Source organism: Clostridium sp. 1001283B150225_161107_B6, assembly GCF_015556325.1.
In the GTDB taxonomy this organism is placed as follows: Bacteria; Bacillota; Clostridia; order Lachnospirales; family Lachnospiraceae; genus Enterocloster.
Genome location: NZ_JADNMD010000006.1, coordinates 221,848 through 238,229, shown reverse-complemented (window position 1 = coordinate 238,229; position 16,382 = coordinate 221,848). Strand labels below are relative to the sequence as shown.

At 50.0% G+C, this 16,382-nt stretch carries 11 protein-coding genes; 9 read left to right on the top strand and 2 right to left on the bottom strand.

Features of this window, described 5'->3' with window-relative positions:
* Positions 1-136 precede the first annotated feature (136 nt).
* From I2H39_RS16065 to ppdK, 3 genes are all read left to right on the top strand, one after another.
* A complete protein-coding gene (locus I2H39_RS16065) occupies positions 137-1,657 on the top strand; it encodes a HAMP domain-containing sensor histidine kinase (protein ID WP_138309411.1) in 1,521 nt (506 codons plus the stop codon).
* Positions 1,629-2,318: a response regulator transcription factor gene (locus I2H39_RS16060; protein ID WP_002567780.1), complete on the top strand. Its 690-nt coding sequence runs from the start codon at positions 1,629-1,631 to the stop codon at positions 2,316-2,318. Before I2H39_RS16065 ends, I2H39_RS16060 begins: the two co-directional genes overlap by 29 nt.
* Before the next feature lie 488 nt (positions 2,319-2,806).
* Positions 2,807-5,437 carry a pyruvate, phosphate dikinase gene (ppdK, locus tag I2H39_RS16055; RefSeq protein ID WP_138309410.1) on the top strand — a complete coding sequence of 877 codons (2,631 nt, stop codon included), beginning with the start codon at positions 2,807-2,809 and terminating at the stop codon, positions 5,435-5,437.
* Positions 5,438-5,710: 273 nt separating this feature from the next.
* Here the strand turns inward: ppdK and I2H39_RS16050 are convergent, their stop codons facing one another.
* Positions 5,711-6,613 carry an AraC family transcriptional regulator gene (locus tag I2H39_RS16050; RefSeq protein WP_195626983.1) on the bottom strand — a complete coding sequence of 301 codons (903 nt, stop codon included), beginning with the start codon at positions 6,611-6,613 and terminating at the stop codon, positions 5,711-5,713.
* A gap of 158 nt (positions 6,614-6,771) precedes the next feature.
* On the opposite strand from I2H39_RS16050, the gene I2H39_RS16045 reads away from it, so the two are divergent.
* From I2H39_RS16045 to I2H39_RS16025, 5 genes are all read left to right on the top strand, one after another.
* Positions 6,772-7,968 carry an MFS transporter gene (locus I2H39_RS16045; protein ID WP_195626982.1) on the top strand — a complete coding sequence of 399 codons (1,197 nt, stop codon included), beginning with the start codon at positions 6,772-6,774 and terminating at the stop codon, positions 7,966-7,968.
* Positions 7,925-8,833, top strand: coding sequence for a PHP domain-containing protein (locus I2H39_RS16040; protein ID WP_195626981.1), 909 nt, complete (start codon positions 7,925-7,927; stop codon positions 8,831-8,833). The genes I2H39_RS16045 and I2H39_RS16040 overlap by 44 nt, the downstream gene beginning before the upstream one ends.
* Before the next feature lie 310 nt (positions 8,834-9,143).
* Positions 9,144-11,942 carry a hypothetical protein gene (locus I2H39_RS16035; protein ID WP_227146651.1) on the top strand — a complete coding sequence of 933 codons (2,799 nt, stop codon included), beginning with the start codon at positions 9,144-9,146 and terminating at the stop codon, positions 11,940-11,942.
* 130 nt (positions 11,943-12,072) lie between these two features.
* Positions 12,073-13,743 carry a histidine kinase N-terminal 7TM domain-containing protein gene (locus I2H39_RS16030; protein ID WP_195626979.1) on the top strand — a complete coding sequence of 557 codons (1,671 nt, stop codon included), beginning with the start codon at positions 12,073-12,075 and terminating at the stop codon, positions 13,741-13,743.
* The gene (locus I2H39_RS16025) at positions 13,709-14,473 is read left to right on the top strand and encodes a response regulator transcription factor (RefSeq protein ID WP_330640769.1); all 765 of its coding nucleotides are present in this window, start codon (positions 13,709-13,711) and stop codon (positions 14,471-14,473) included. Before I2H39_RS16030 ends, I2H39_RS16025 begins: the two co-directional genes overlap by 35 nt.
* 10 nt (positions 14,474-14,483) lie before the next feature.
* On the opposite strand, the gene I2H39_RS16020 is transcribed toward I2H39_RS16025, so the two are convergent.
* Complete coding sequence (locus I2H39_RS16020; protein WP_138309403.1) at positions 14,484-15,230, bottom strand: GntR family transcriptional regulator; 747 nt, start codon at positions 15,228-15,230, stop codon at positions 14,484-14,486.
* A 367-nt stretch (positions 15,231-15,597) separates the two neighbouring features.
* Here I2H39_RS16020 and udp point away from each other — a divergent pair, with 367 nt between their 5' ends.
* Positions 15,598-16,377 carry a uridine phosphorylase gene (gene udp, locus I2H39_RS16015; protein ID WP_138309402.1) on the top strand — a complete coding sequence of 260 codons (780 nt, stop codon included), beginning with the start codon at positions 15,598-15,600 and terminating at the stop codon, positions 16,375-16,377.
* Positions 16,378-16,382 lie beyond the last annotated feature (5 nt).

The following is a 16,382-nucleotide window of genomic DNA, read 5'->3' as shown; positions in this document are numbered from 1 at the left end:
GATATACTAGCAATAACGGATGACAGACTGTCTTTGTTTTCAGACAGAAGCAGGTACTGCATTGTATATGCATGAAACTTATACGATGCAGTACTAGTAATGTCAGACCGTAACACGACAAAGGAGGATGGGACTTATGAAACTGAGGACCCGTCTTGCGGTGGCATTTTTAACCATAACCATCGTTCCCATGCTGCTGTTTTATCTGCTGGTCCTTGCACTCAGCAATTATCAGACCAGGTCTTTTACCAAGGAATACGGACTTACGGAGCAGGTGGACCTGTTCTCCGGCAATTCCATGCAGATATTTAACCGTATTACCAAGCGTTCCCAGGAGGACATCAGGAAGACACTTAACAATGACCCGGGTCTCTATGATGATTTATCATATCTGGATAAGGTCAATGCGGAACTGAAAAGCCACTATGCATATCTGATTGTGCGAAAAGGAGATACTATCCTATACTGCGGCGACAGCAACGAAGTGGCCGGGGAGGCCATATGCGCCCAGCTGCCCCAGTTTGATATGATGAAGGGGGATTTGGAGGGCGGTATTTATCTGGACGGCGAGAGCCAGCACCTGATTAAGCAGATGGATTTCACGTTCCCGGACGGCGAGGAAGGAAGCGCCTTCATTATTTCAAATGTAGATGACCTGATTCCGGAAGTAAAATCCATGATTAAGGAAATGCTTGTACTGGGCATTACGATTCTGGTGTTTGCAGGCATCGTGCTGACATTCTGGGTATACCGGTCCATTCTCAGCCCCCTGAATAAACTTCAGGAGGCCACGAAGAAGATTCGAGACGGAAACCTGGATTTCACATTGGATGTGGATGCGGATGATGAGATAGGACAGCTTTGCCAGGATTTTGAGGAGATGCGTATCCGGCTGAAGGAGAATGCAGAAGATAAGATACAGTATGATAAGGATAATAAGGAACTAATCAGCAACATATCCCATGATTTGAAAACACCGATTACGGCTATTAAGGGATACGTGGAGGGTATACTGGACGGCGTGGCGTCTTCGCCGGAAAAGCTGGACAAATACATCCGTACCATATACAATAAGTCTAATGATATGGACAGGCTTATTGACGAACTGACCTTTTACTCCAAAATCGATACCAATAAGATTCCCTACACCTTCAGCAAAATCAACGTGGCCCAGTATTTCAGGGACTGTGTGGAGGAGGTTGGCCTGGATATGGAGGCCAGAGGAATTGAACTGGGATATTTCAATTACGTGGATGAGGACGTGGTCATCATTGCCGATGCAGAGCAGATGAAACGCGTTATCAATAATATCATCAGCAATTCCGTGAAATATCTGGATAAGAAAAAGGGCATTATCAATATCAGGATAAAGGACGTAGGTGATTTTATTCAGGTAGAGATAGAGGATAACGGCAAAGGCATAGCAGCAAAGGACCTGCCCAATATTTTTGACCGGTTCTACCGCACGGATTCCTCGCGCAATTCAGCTCAGGGAGGAAGCGGTATAGGTTTATCCATCGTGCGCAAAATTGTGGAGGACCACGGGGGACGTATATGGGCCACCAGCAAGGAAGGAATCGGAACGGAGATTCATTTTGTTCTAAGAAAATATCAGGAGGTTTTACAGGATGAGCAAAATTCTAATCGTGGAAGATGAGGAGAGCATAGCAGAGTTAGAGAAGGATTATCTGGAGTTGTCCGGTTTTGAAGTGGAGATTGAAAATGACGGAAGTTCCGGTCTGGATAAGGCGCTGAAGGAAGACTATGACCTTCTGATTCTGGACCTGATGCTGCCCGGCACCGATGGATTTGAGATATGCAAAAGAGTGCGGGAAGTAAAGAACACGCCCATCATCATGGTTTCAGCTAAAAAAGAGGATATTGACAAAATAAGGGGACTGGGGCTGGGGGCCGATGACTATATCACCAAGCCCTTCAGCCCAAGCGAAATGGTGGCAAGGGTGAAGGCGCACATGGCGCGTTATGAGCGCCTTATTGGCAGCGGACAGCCGGCCAATGAACTGATTGAAATACGCGGCCTGAAGATTGATAAGACAGCCCGCCGTGTGTGGGTCAATGGAGAGGAAAAAACCTTTACCACAAAGGAATTTGACCTTCTGACCTTTCTGGCCCAGAACCCTAACCATGTATTTACAAAGGAAGAGCTGTTCAGCAAGATATGGGATATGGAGTCCATTGGGGACATTGCCACGGTAACGGTGCACATCAAGAAGATTCGGGAGAAGATTGAGTTTAACACGGCCAAACCGCAGTATATCGAGACGATATGGGGGGTTGGGTATCGCTTTAAGGTGTAAACTTGACATTGCGTGGGATTTGATGTAAAACGAATATAGCTAAGAAAGCAGTTAAGACCATGTGGTCACAAAGCGAAATCCCGTGTATGCCAGTACACGGGATTTCTTTTTGGGTGGTTACCTGCCTTTGTACGTTCTGTCTGACTTTTAAAAGTTGTAAGAGCTTACATGTATGAAAAGGAAGGGGATTCGGTTCGACTTTTGGTCGGATGCAGGGATATCCGCAAAGTTCAGTGCATATACCATTGAAAATTCGTATATGCGACCGTGCAACGGATATGTGAAAATGACAGAAAATGAAAGTGCTTACAGCGTTTTTACCTTAAAATTTAACAAATTTTCACGGAAAAACTCTTTACTCGCGAAATCTTTGTGATATAATGAACGAGGTGGACGGACAAGACATTTATATTTGTTCCGTTCAGAAAGAAAGGCATAAAATAGAGCGTAGAATGCCAGTCTACAAGAACATGAGGAGGAAATAACTTATGGCAAAATGGGTTTATAAGTTCCACGAAGGCAGTGCGGCAATGAGAAACCTTCTTGGCGGCAAGGGCTGCAACTTAGCAGAGATGACAAACCTGGGAATGCCCATTCCACAGGGATTTACTGTTACAACAGAGGCTTGTACCGAATATTATAACTGTGGCAAGCAGATTTCACAGGAAATTCAGGACCAGATTTTTGAGGCAATTACCTGGCTGGAAGGTATCAATGGCAAGAAGTTCGGCGATACAGAGGACCCGTTACTGGTTTCTGTCCGTTCCGGCGCACGCGCATCCATGCCTGGTATGATGGATACAATCCTGAACCTGGGGTTAAATGACGTTGCAGTTGAGGGATTTGCAAAGAAGACCGGCAACCCAAGATTTGCTTACGATTCCTACCGCAGATTCATCCAGATGTATTCTGACGTTGTTATGGAAGTTCCGAAGTCCTACTTCGAGAAAATCATCGATGAGATGAAAGAAGCAAAGGGCGTACATTTTGATACAGAGCTGACAGCAGATGATTTAAAAGAGCTGGCAGCAAAATTCAAGGCTGTTTATAAGGAAGCCATGAATGGCGAGGACTTCCCGCAGAATCCTACCGAACAGCTGATGGGCGCTGTTAAGGCTGTTTTCCGTTCCTGGGACAACCCACGTGCCATCGTATACCGCCGTATGAACGATATCCCCGGCGACTGGGGTACTGCTGTTAACGTTCAGACCATGGTATTCGGAAATAAGGGCGAGACCTCCGGTACAGGTGTTGCATTTACACGTAACCCATCCACCGGTGCAAAGGGAATCTACGGCGAGTACCTGATTAATGCACAGGGTGAGGACGTGGTTGCAGGTGTCCGTACACCACAGCCAATCTCCAAACTGGCAGAAGACCTTCCTGAGTGCTACAAGGAATTTATGGACCTGGCCATGAAGCTGGAGAACCATTTCCGCGATATGCAGGATATGGAGTTCACCATTGAGGAAGGCAAGCTGTATTTCTTACAGACACGTAACGGCAAGAGGACTGCTCCTGCAGCCATCCAGATTGCCTGCGATTTAGTAGACGAAGGCATGATTACTCCGGAAGAGGCTGTATGCAGAATCGAGGCTAAGTCCTTAGACCAGTTACTGCATCCTACCTTTGTTCCGGAAGCACTGAAGGCCGGCGAAGTAATCGGAAGCGCACTTCCTGCATCTCCTGGTGCTGCAGCTGGTAAGGTATACTTTACAGCTGATGAGGCTAAGGATGCCGGCAAGGGCGGCAGAGGCGAGAGAGTTATCCTGGTTCGTCTGGAGACATCCCCAGAGGATATTGAGGGTATGCACGCAGCACAGGGTATCCTGACTGTACGCGGCGGTATGACCAGCCATGCAGCAGTTGTTGCACGCGGTATGGGAACCTGCTGTGTATCCGGATGCGGCGAGATTAAGATTGACGAAGAGGCTAAGGTATTTGAACTTGGCGGACATACATTCCATGAGGGAGATTATATTTCCCTGGATGGTTCTACCGGAAAGATTTACAAGGGCGATATCGCTACACAGGAAGCAACTGTAAGCGGAAACTTTGAGCGTATCATGGAGTGGGCTGACCAGTTCAGGACCCTGCGCGTACGCACCAACGCAGATACCCCTGCAGATACCCTGAACGCAGTTAAGCTGGGCGCTGAGGGCATTGGTCTCTGCCGTACAGAGCATATGTTCTTTGACGCAGAGAGAATTCCAAAGATTCGTAAGATGATTCTGTCTGAGACAGTTGAGCAGAGAGAAGAGGCTTTAAATGAGCTGATTCCGTTCCAGAAGGGCGACTTCAAGGCCATGTTCAAGGCTCTGGAGGGAAGACCCATGACCGTTCGTTATCTGGATCCGCCTCTGCATGAGTTTGTTCCTACCGACCCAGAGGACATCAAGGCTCTGGCTGATGATATGGGAATGACGGTTGAGGATGTTAAGGCTAAGTGTGCTGAACTCCATGAGTTCAACCCAATGATGGGCCACCGTGGATGCCGTCTGGCTGTTACCTATCCGGAAATCGCCAAGATGCAGACAAGAGCTGTCATGGAAGCTGCAATCGAAGTTAAGGAAGAGTGCGGATACGACATTATTCCTGAGATTATGATTCCGTTAGTAGGCGAGAAGAAAGAGCTTAAGTATGTTAAGGACGTAGTGGTTGAGATTGCCGAGCTGGTTAAGAAGGAGAAGAATTCCGACATCCAGTATCACATCGGTACCATGATTGAGATTCCAAGAGCAGCCCTTACAGCTGACAAGATTGCAGAAGAGGCAGAATTCTTCTCATTCGGAACCAATGACCTTACACAGATGACCTTCGGTTTCTCCCGTGATGATGCCGGCAAGTTCTTGGATTCCTACTACAAGGCTAAGATTTACGAGTCTGACCCATTTGCAAGACTGGACCAGGAAGGCGTTGGGCAGCTGGTTAAGATGGCTGTTGAAAAGGGACGCGCTACGAGAACAGACCTTAAGTGCGGTATCTGCGGCGAGCATGGCGGTGACCCGTCATCTGTTGAGTTCTGCCACAAGATTGGTCTGAACTATGTATCCTGCTCACCATTCCGTGTTCCGATTGCACGTCTGGCAGCAGCCCAGGCAGCTCTGAATAATAAATAGCGGCCGTTTGTTCGGTGAAAAACTATGCTTAATTTTGTAAGCAGTGTCTGATATAATAAAATCAGGCAAAAGAAAGAAATCAGATGTCCATGTGGGCACAAAACGAAAACCCCAGAGCAGCCACTCTGGGGTTTTCATTTCGGCTGATTGTCGCGGTTATCTCTGTCTGGCCATTTGCAAATGTGGTAGGCTGCTACACCTGCTGTAACAGAGAGTAAGAAAGAAATCATTAAATCCGGGTAAGCCCCCTCTTCCTGCTGCCGGAAGAAGAGGCTATTTGTCCCTTCTGTATTCCCTGGGAGTACATTTGAAAAACCGGCCAAACATCTGGGAAAAGTTACTGGGACTGTTAAATCCGCACATGCCTGCTATGGTGGAGATGCTGCTGCCGGGACTGCGAAGGAGCATGGAGGCTCCCTGGGTTACCCTGTACTTCAGAAGATACTGCATGGGAGAGGTCTGAATGGCGCGTTTGAAACACCGCAGACACTCACGCTCACCAATATCCGCTGCTCTGGCAATCTGGGCCAGGTCCAGGTTTTCATTAAAATGCTCATGGATAAAGCTTATCATTTTCTGGATACGTATATTATCCGTATCCGGAACCGGCTCTCCGGAGTCTATTGCATGGGCATAGTGACAGTACAGGGAACAGCAGATACGGGATAGCTCATCCCGGACCACAAATTCGTATCCCATTGGCTCCCTGTAAAATGCATCAAAGGCAGCGGTGAAACTACCGGCAGGACCCTCCTCGCCGGGGGAATCCTCCAGAAGGTCCAGGGGACAACAGTCAAAAATCCTGCACTGGAGAAGGGGAGTTACATATTTTTTGGAAAATACGGAATCTTTTCCCCCGGCAACCAGAAGGGGATGAAAGACCAGGGAATGAAGCTGGCAAAAAGGCTCTGCTGCAGCAAAGTGCAGTATATTGGAATTGACCACAGCGCCTTCTCCCTGCTTCAGATGAAAGGCTTTGCCCGGAACCTGCAGACGCAGACAGCCGGATGCAACGTATAGGATTTCCAAATCCTCATGCCAGTGCCAGGGAACCACATCTCCGGCACTGTCTGTGTATTCAGAAGAGTATCCGGCACAGGGAAAGTCCGGCGTTCCATGGGGCTGAAGCTCCCTGCCGGCACGGTTTAAATTCAGGGCACAATCCTGTAATGCCATGGCAATCCTCCAATTGGTCGTTTTTCTTATATTATAAGTCGATAATCGGGTTGAATCAAGATGAAAAAGACGATATTCTTTTGGTGTATATTTATATAATGTTTAGCACCCAGGAGGCCGGAGCAGGGGCTTCTGGTGCTGATAAGCAGGAGGATAAGATGTTTCAGTTATTACTTGTAATTATTTATCTGGCATTCATCAGTCTGGGACTGCCGGACGCACTTTTGGGCTCTGCATGGCCATCCATGTACCGGGAGCTGGGGGCGTCTGTGTCCTATGCGGGAATCATCAGTATGATTATAGCAGGCGGCACCATTATTTCCAGCCTTTTCAGCGACAGGCTTATCAGGGCTTTTGGAACCGGAAAAGTGACTGTCGTAAGTGTTGCCATGACAGCAGCGGCACTGTTTGGGTTTTCCTTTTCCCACTCATTTATGCAGCTGTGTGTCTGGGCTGTTCCCTATGGACTGGGAGCGGGAAGCGTGGATGCGGGACTGAATAACTTTGTTGCCCTTCACTATAAATCCCGCCATATGAGCTGGCTTCACTGCTTCTGGGGAATCGGCGCAACAGCCGGACCTTATATCATGGGATTATGCCTGACCCGAGGCCTTAAGTGGAATTCCGGCTACATGGTGGTGGGAGGGATTCAGATAGGGCTGGCTGTCTTCCTGGTGCTGTCGCTTCCGCTGTGGAAGATAAAGAGAGATGGGAACAGCGGCCGGGAGGATACCCATAAGCAGATTAGCCTGAGAGAGGGGCTGCGGCTTCCGGGAGCAAAAGCAGTGCTCACAGCATTTTTCTGTTATTGCGCCCTTGAAGCCACAGCCGGCCTGTGGGCCAGCAGTTATATGGTACTGCACAAAGGGATTGCACCTCAGACAGCGGCTAAATGGGCTTCCTTTTTTTACCTGGGTATTACCCTGGGAAGACTGGCCAGCGGTTTTGTCACGGACCGTCTGGGTGACAGGAGCATGGTGCGGTGCGGACAGCTGACTGCCTTTGCAGGGACTGTGCTGCTGCTTCTTCCTGCTGGCCGCGGAGCTGTGCTGGCTGGACTTGTCATGGTGGGGCTGGGCTGTGCGCCAATCTATCCCAGCCTGCTCCACGAAACACCGGATAACTTTGGGGTGCAGTATTCCCAGTCCATGATGGGGATGCAGATGGCCTGCGCATATGTGGGGTCCACATTTATGCCTCCGCTGTTTGGGCTGGCGGCGGAACGTATCAGCGTGACCCTGTATCCGGCGTGCCTGGTTGTATTTGTTGTATTGATGATAGGCATGACAGAAAGGATGGGGAAGGTTCAGGATGGAAAAGTTAATGGACTTACACATGCACAGCTATTACAGTGATGACGGTGAATTCAGCCCACAGGAGCTGGTGAGGCGATGCGGCATGAACGGCATCTGTGTGATGGCTATTGCGGACCACAACAGTGTGCGGGCAAATGAGGCGGGCAGCCAGGCTGCCCGGAGGGCGGGAATCAGGTATGTTCCGGGGATTGAGATTGACTGTACATTTGAGGGAGTGAACCTCCATGTATTGGGGTATGGAATTGACTATAAAAGCGATGATTTTGCATATATAGAGGAGAACATAGGAAACCAGGCAGCGGCTGCATCTCGGCATATGCTTCAGGCAACCAGGAAAATGGGGTTTGATGTCACGGAGGAAGACATGGCAGAACTGGCCCGTGATTATTACTGGAAGGACCGGTGGACCGGGGAAATGTTCGCGGAGGTGCTCCTGGGGAAGGAAGAATACAGGAACCATGCCCTGCTTCTTCCCTATAGGGAAGGGGGAGAGAGGGGAGATAACCCTTTTGTTAATTTTTACTGGGATTTTTACTCCCAGGGAAAATGCTGCTATGTAAAAATAGATTATCCGGAACTGGAGCAGGTGGTGGATATCATACACAGAAACGGAGGTTATGCGGTGCTGGCGCATCCGGGGGTTAATTTGAGGAATCATGCAGAATTGCTGGACCCCATACTTGAGACAGGGTTGGATGGAATTGAGGCATTCAGCAGCTACCATTCAGAGGAGCAGGCTGCATTTTATCATAAGGCGGCATGTGACAGGCGGAAGATGTTTACCTGCGGAAGTGATTATCATGGAAAGACAAAGCCGTCCATTTTGGTTGGGGGCCATGGATGCTGGGTTCCTTATGAGAAAATGGTGCAGCAGCTGGGGCCTGTCATTGGGGAGAGTGAATAGAATACAGCTGGAAATAGTTAAAGAGGCTGGAGATAACTAAATACGGTTTATATACGGCAGTCACTGGCAATCCGTTCCCGGAAAGGGGCGGTTGCCGGTGGCTGCTGTCTTATGTTTGGGGAAATAGCTGCCTGCCGGATTAGAATATGCGGATAATACGGTGCAGAATCAGATATCAGTGACAAATGTCACTGGTGTAATGACGGACAACATCTATGACTGGCCGGATTTGTTCTCTATAATGAAAGCATGAAAAGGAAATCCACATAGGCGCTATCGGAAAAAGGAACTTGCAGAAAGGGGAATGGGTATGGGGTGGTTTGTAATTTTGTTGATTTGGCTGGTGGCTCCATTTGCCGAGCTGGCTGTTATAATTGTTCTGGCTGTGGTGAACAGCCGGTATAAAAGGAAGATAGAGGAACTTAACCGTGTTTTGGGTAAAATGGATGAAACAGCGCAGCTTAAAGGAAATGCGGTCCTAAAGGACACCCTGGTAAGCAGGTCTGACTGGAAGGCGCCGGAGAAAAACGGGTGCATAACAAAAGAGGCCGGACCTGCCGCAGCAAAAACAGGCATCACCGCGTATCCGCATTTACCCAGAAAGCATACTGCCGCAGTACGGATACCGAAAAATGGCGCAGGATTCTATCAGGGTACGGCAGCCTTAATCATCGGAGTTATATTTGTGGTGCTGGCCGGTCTGATTTTTGCGACCACGGCATGGCATGTGCTGCCCAGCTTTTCCAAGGTAGTTATGGTTCTGGGGTTTTCCGGTTTGTTTTTCGGGGCAAGCCGGGCAGCTGAACGATTTTTTAAGATAGAGCGGACCGGACAGGCGTTTTATATACTGGGCAGTGTGTTTTTGTTTCTGACTGTTCTGGCGGCGGGATATTTTGAACTGCTGGGGCCGGAATTTATTTTAAAGGGAGAGAACCGTTTCCGCGTACTGCTGGCAGGCAGTGTGGCCACGGAAATTGCTCTTTTTTCTAAAATCAGAAGATTTCATAATAAGGTTTACACCCAGGCATGTCTGTGGGGAATAACGATCAGCATGTTGTTTTTGATGGGAGCGCTGAAGTGCAAAGGGACTGACTGCGTTAACGGCATGATGTATTATTCCTTCCTTCTGTTGGGAGGAAGTGAGATTTACAGGAGAAAACAAAGGTTCCAGGACTCTGCGGGTACCCCGGCAGGCGGATTTGCAAGTGAATTGATGGGGGAATTGGGCTTCTTCGCAATGCTTCATTTCTGGATGGTAAGCGGAATCATGGCCTATGAAGCCATTGCAGGATGGATAGAATTCATGACGGGAATTATGGTGCCGGGAATACAGGAAATCACAATCTGGAATACCCTGGCATTTGGGATGATGGCAGCCGGGACAGCTATTGCGGCTCTGCGCCGCATGAGCCCGGAAATGAAGACACTTCACAGTCTCGCCGTAATGATATTCTTCCAATATGCAGGTTTCTGTATTCCCGTTGACTATACATATCAATTATTTTTGGCAGCAGTTATGACAGGCGTATGGTTCCTGGGTGAGAGAAGACTTGGAAGTCCTCTTGGCAATCTGCCGGGCGGATGTATTTTTACCGCGGTTCTGGCCATTGACACGGCAATCCTTATGCTGGACGCCATGTTTATCTGGGATAATATAGGAAAGCAGCTGACTGCATCCGCGGGGGTGATTCTCCTGGCGGCAGTCATGGCAGAGTGGGGCAGGCAATACCCGGTTCTGCGCGCCGGTATCCCGGCAGTGCTCTTTGCCCTGACTGCCACTGGCTGGCCGGTTTTAAACCGGATACTGGGCATGGACATTGGGTATGATGCAATTGTATGGGGATATGTGCTGGCTGTGGCTGCGTGGGACTGGGTAAAAAAAGACCGGTTCTGTATTCCGGTTCTGGCTATTGGTACGGCTGCCCAGGTAATCCTGCGGCTGGGAAACCGGGAGCCCCTTCCGTTTTTCCTTCTGCTGGCCGTATACCTGCTGGTGAAATCCCTTGGCAGGGAACATGCGGAGCAGGAGCGGTTTATCAAAGGCAGCTGTCTGTACTCCATGGCAGGCGTATATATCATAGCGGAAAGCATGACGGCAAATGGTGTGCTCCGGATGGTGCTGGTGGCGGCTGTTTACGGCCTGGAACATGCGGCGCTTATGCGCTGCGGCCGGAGCAAACTCAGGGAAGTGTTCTGGAATGTGACGGGCTTGGCGGTGTTTCTGCTGATGATGGCTGCATTTTACAGTGATGCATCCCTGGCGCTCTGGAATATGGTACTCTGTGGGGCTGCATTTGCCGGTTTTTATGTACTTCTCTACAAAGGCGGATGTAGTTGGCTTCATCTGGCAGCGTCAGCGGCTGTCCTTCCCCTTCCGCTGACAGCAGCTGCAAGATATGGCCTGACGGAAAACCAGGTGTACGGCGCCACGGCAGCGCTGCTCATTCTTTCGGGAATCCTGTTCCGGCGGTACCGTCCTGTCATAGTATGCCGGGAAGGAGAAAAGAGGGGATGGGATGTGGACTGGTTCCACATTCTGGTCATACTTGTCCTGCTCCCCATGACCTGGGAGGCGGGCCGGGAATGGCAGTGTGTATATATCCTTTTGACGGCCTTGTACGTACTTCAGTTTGCTGCTCTCAAAGAGTGGAGAAGGATGGCATTAACCCTGGCAGCGGCCCTGGCAGTGACGGCATTCTGGCTGCAGCCGTTTATCCGGTGGCCTGAGATACTCAGTCTGGAGATACAGCTGGTCCCTGCGGCAGGGTTCGCCTGGGGGCTGGGCCGCATATGGGGAAACGGGAAGGAGATAACAAATATCCGGACCGGCCTTTACTGCCTGTGCCTGGGAATTATGGCTCTGGATGCAGTATCCACAGGAGCGGTGTGGGATGCTCTGATACTGGAGGCTGTCAGTCTGGCGGTATTCCTGGGAGCGCATATGAGAAAATGCATGAGATGGATTCGGATTTCCGGCATTATCATCATTTCCGTGGCCCTTTACATGACAAAGGATTTCTGGCTCAGCCTGTCATGGTGGGTGTATCTTCTGGCGGCAGGACTGGGACTCATTGTATTCGCAGCGGTGAATGAAATGAAAAAGCGCTGAGAGGACGCAGCCACAATTCTTTTGACACACAGCGGCTCAGAGGCTATAATCAAGGGTACAGGCCATGCCTGTGCCCTGTTTTGCCTTATAGGTGAAATGTACGGCAATCTGCCCGGAGGAGGTTTGGTATATGCTTGATATCATGCTTAAAATTGCCTATCTTTCCGCCATCGGCCTGTCTCTGTATACATCGGGCTGGCTGCTGATGAAGGCAGATAAAAACAGGACCACAGGAGCATTGGCAGTCTGCCAGCTCCTTATCATTATATGGTGTATACCGCAGCTGTTTTCGGCTCTCCCTATGACGAAGGGAATGAAGTACCTGGCATACGGCATTTCTTACATAGGAATCAGTTTCATCGGACCGGCATGGCTGGAGTTTGCATTCCTTTACAGCCGGAGAAAACCGGGCCATGCAGCGGAACTGCTGTTGTTTGGAATATCGGCTGTTAACTATTCAGTCCTTCTGACCAATGAATACCATCATTTGTTTTATGTCCGTTTTGAGGTGGCGCAGGTGGTGTACGGACCGGTGTTCTATATTCACATGGCCTATACATATATCTGTGTGCTGGCCGGCATGGCGGTGGTGCTGATGGCTTTCAAAAAGAACCGTGTCGCCCTGGCGCATATTGTTGTCATTTTGTTGGCGGCGGCAGTGCCGCTGGCCTTTAACCTGCTTTACATGACAGGGCTGGTGAGAACCGGATTTGACCTGACTCCCCCTGCCTTTGCCCTGTCCAGTATTCTCATGCTGCTGGCTGTGTTCCGGTATGATTTCCTGGATGTCAATACCATGGCCTTTGATAAGATATTTGATTCCATTGCAGAGGGAGTGGTGGTATATAACAGGCGCGGCAGGATTACCTACTGCAACGGAGCCGCCGGACAGTGGCTGGGGCTGCGGACCGGGGATGAGATGGAATTGCTCAGGAATATGCTGGAGGAAAGGGGCGCTGCCATGGATTCTGCGGATTCCCATGCGCCTGTATTTTCGCTGGAAGATGGTGATGAAACACGGAAGCTGGAAGTAAGGCAGTATATCCATAAGGATAAAAAGGGGGATATGATTGCAGGAACCGTCATGCTTACGGATGTGGGCCGATATTATCAGCTTTTGGAGCAGGGACGGGAACTGGCTGTTTCCAACCAGAGCCTTGCCATTGAAAAGGAACGAAACCGCATTGCCCAGGAGGTGCATGACACCGCGGGCCATACGCTGACCATGATTAATTCCCTGCTCAGGCTGATACGTATTGCATATAAGGGGGAAAACGGTCCGGGCCAGGACCGCGGACAGGACGGAAGCATAGAAGAATACCTGACCCAGGCCCAGGAACTGGCAGGCAGCGGGATTCGGGAGCTGCGCTGTTCCATCAATAATCTCAGGCAGTCTGCCTCCTGCGGCCTCATCACCCAGGGGATATACCAGCTGGCAGGCAGTGTAAAGGAATTTGAGGTGGAGGTGGAAATACAGGGGGAAGACAGGCAGGCGTATTCCCATTTGTCCCCTGTTGTGTATGATTGTCTCAGGGAGGCCATTACCAACTGTCTTAAATATGCCCATGCAACGCATATGGATGTGATACTTAAATTCGGCGCAGCCAGCCTGAATCTGTATATCTTTGATAATGGGGACGGGTGCAGCCACATAGAAGACGGAAATGGAATCCGCGGTATACGCCATAGGACGGAACAGGCCGGGGGAACCGTCAGGTTCATATCCGGAGACGGGGAAGGATTTCAGATATATATAAGTCTGCCCTATGGAGCTGCAGGGCGCAATGACGGTGCGGTGTAAAGACTGGTGCGGCAGAAAGACCGGTGCGGCAAAAACAAGCCGCATACCAGGATTCTTCAATCAGTGTACAATCGGGAAAAAGGAGCGGGACCATATGATAAAAGCAGTGATTGCCGATGATATCCAGATATTGAGGCAGGGGCTCAGGGCGATTCTGGAGCAGGACAAGGACATCCGGGTGGTGGGGCTGGCCGCCGACGGTCAGGAGGCGTGGCAGCTATGCAGAAAGCACAGGCCGGATGTGGTACTTATGGATATGCGTATGCCGGAATACGACGGCAGTTACGGAATAACCAGAATCAAGGCGGATTATCCGGATATAAAGGTGCTGGTCCTCACAACCTTTGATGACAGGGAGACGGTGGACGCCGCTGTGGGAAGCGGGGCTGACGGGTATATCTTAAAGGAGATGGAGGATGATAAGGTCATTCAGTCCGTCAAGGCGGTCTGCGCCGGAATCCGGGTTTTCGGCGGAAGCGTCTTTGAGGGGATGCGCCGCCAGATGATGCCCGGAGGGGCAAAGGCAGACCTGACAACGGATTTGACGCCCAGAGAACGGGACATCATGCGGCTGGTTGCCCGGGGAATGGACAACAGGGAGATTGCAGGGGCGCTTTTCCTGGCAGAGGGGACCGTGCGCAACAACATCTCCCGTCTGCTGGAAAAGCTTAAACTAAAGGACCGGACCCAGCTGGCTGTATTTACAGTGAAACATAATCTGGATGAATGAAAACAGGCCGTTATCCACGTCCGGCAGCTGCATTGACCTGGGTTTTAAAGGATTCCACAGGTATATAATGTTTGCCGGACACCAGCACCCGGTGGTTTTCCCCGTACAGTGTTTCCTGGACCAGGATGAAGGAGGCGTGCTGGGACAGCATGTACTTGACGGCTGTAAAATTGCCTGTGGTGGTATATGAGAGCTGGCAGGTACTGCTGCAGGCGTCCTCATATACACCATGCTCCAGATATTGGAATAAATCTTCCTTCTCCCGTAAATCTATCTGTTTTTCGGAAATGACCTCGATGGGGATGAAACTGAGACTGTAGGCACATGCCTTACCTGCGCGTTTATACCAGCGGTCTGCAATTACCACCACAGCTGTCTTTCGCTTCAGGTTCTGATTGATGGACTCTGTGGGAGGTTCTATGCGGAATTCCATCTCCGTCTCGTCAATGGCGCCGGACAGCGTACAGCGGACCGGGTGCTGGGTGACCTCCAGGCCCGGCAGTTCTGCATCGGGATTGTGTTCGCTGATGAAATTTCCTTTTCCGCGTATATTAATGACCAGGTTGTCCTCCTGCAGCAGTGCCAGAGCCCTGCGCAGGGTCATGCGGCTTACATCCATCTGAAGGGCCAGCTCAGGTTCAGAGGGAAGCTGGCTGCCGGGAGGATACACACCATCCTGTATCATGGAATACAGGCGGTTATATACTTTTACATGCTTTAATTTCTTTACTTTCTCAGATAATACATCTACTTCCATAAGTTCACCTTTCCTGTCTGGCTGTATCACAAAAAATATACAAGTTCTTATTCAACATCATAATTCCCCGGGGCTGTTTTGTCAATAAAATAGACATGTCTAGTTGTATAATACGGTAAAATCAGTAAAAAGCCATAAAAAACCCATGATATATTGTTATTATATACAAAAATCCTCTGTAATAATTGTAGATTATTCCATCTAGTAATTATACAAGTTAAATGATATTATACAAGTGCGCGATAAACAGACAAGAAAACAAACAAAAGAAAACGTATAAGAGGCGGCGGGTATGTACGTAAAAGGGCTGCCAGACAGACATGCAAACAAAAAAGCAAGAGCAATTAAGAAAGAGAGGGCAATTATCATGCAGAATTATTCAGGAGAAGAAGGGTTACAGTATCATTTACAGATAAGAAAGGGAGATGTGGGGCGGTATGTCATCATGCCGGGAGACCCAAAGCGCTGCGAAAAGATTGCAAGGCATTTTGACAATGCGGAGTTAGTGGCGGACAGCAGGGAATATGTTACATACACCGGTTATCTGGACGGGGAAAAGGTAAGCGTGACATCCACGGGCATCGGCGGTCCCTCTGCATCCATTGCAATGGAGGAGCTGGTGCTGTGCGGGGCTGACACCTTCATCCGCGTGGGGACCTGCGGCGGGATGGACATGGACGTGAAGGGCGGGGATATCGTGGTCGCCACAGGCGCCATCCGCATGGAGGGCACCAGCAGGGAATACGCTCCCATCGAGTTCCCGGCCGTGGCCGACCTGGATGTGACCAATGCCCTGGTTTCTTCTGCAAAGGCCCTGGGATATACCTACCACGCGGGGGTGGTGCAGTGCAAGGACGCTTTTTACGGCCAGCATGAGCCGAAACGCATGCCGGTGAGCTATGAGCTTCTGAACAAGTGGGAGGCCTGGAAACGTCTGGGCTGCAAGGCATCTGAGATGGAATCCGCGGCCCTGTTCATTGCTGCCAGCCACTTAAGAGTTCGCTGCGGTTCTGATTTTCTGGTGGTGGGCAACCAGGAACGCCAGGAGGCCGGACTGGATAACCCCATTGTCCACGATACGGAGGCAGCCATAAAGGTGGCTGTGGAAGCAGTCCGCAGACTGATTCGGGCAGATAAGCAGGCGTAAGGAGA

Excerpts from the sequence above, each read along its gene's own strand:
- I2H39_RS16035 (WP_227146651.1), top strand. The coding sequence starts at position 9,144 with ATGGGGTGGTTTGTAATTTTGTTGATTTGGCTGGTGGCTCCATTTGCC.
- I2H39_RS16050 (WP_195626983.1), bottom strand. The coding sequence starts at position 6,613 with ATGGCATTACAGGATTGTGCCCTGAATTTAAACCGTGCCGGCAGGGAG.
- I2H39_RS16025 (WP_330640769.1), top strand. The coding sequence starts at position 13,709 with ATGGAGCTGCAGGGCGCAATGACGGTGCGGTGTAAAGACTGGTGCGGC.
- I2H39_RS16040 (WP_195626981.1), top strand. The coding sequence starts at position 7,925 with ATGGAAAAGTTAATGGACTTACACATGCACAGCTATTACAGTGATGAC.
- I2H39_RS16045 (WP_195626982.1), top strand. The coding sequence starts at position 6,772 with ATGTTTCAGTTATTACTTGTAATTATTTATCTGGCATTCATCAGTCTG.
- udp (WP_138309402.1), top strand. The coding sequence starts at position 15,598 with ATGCAGAATTATTCAGGAGAAGAAGGGTTACAGTATCATTTACAGATA.
- ppdK (WP_138309410.1), top strand. The coding sequence starts at position 2,807 with ATGGCAAAATGGGTTTATAAGTTCCACGAAGGCAGTGCGGCAATGAGA.
- I2H39_RS16060 (WP_002567780.1), top strand. The coding sequence starts at position 1,629 with ATGAGCAAAATTCTAATCGTGGAAGATGAGGAGAGCATAGCAGAGTTA.
- I2H39_RS16020 (WP_138309403.1), bottom strand. The coding sequence starts at position 15,230 with ATGGAAGTAGATGTATTATCTGAGAAAGTAAAGAAATTAAAGCATGTA.
- I2H39_RS16030 (WP_195626979.1), top strand. The coding sequence starts at position 12,073 with ATGCTTGATATCATGCTTAAAATTGCCTATCTTTCCGCCATCGGCCTG.
- I2H39_RS16065 (WP_138309411.1), top strand. The coding sequence starts at position 137 with ATGAAACTGAGGACCCGTCTTGCGGTGGCATTTTTAACCATAACCATC.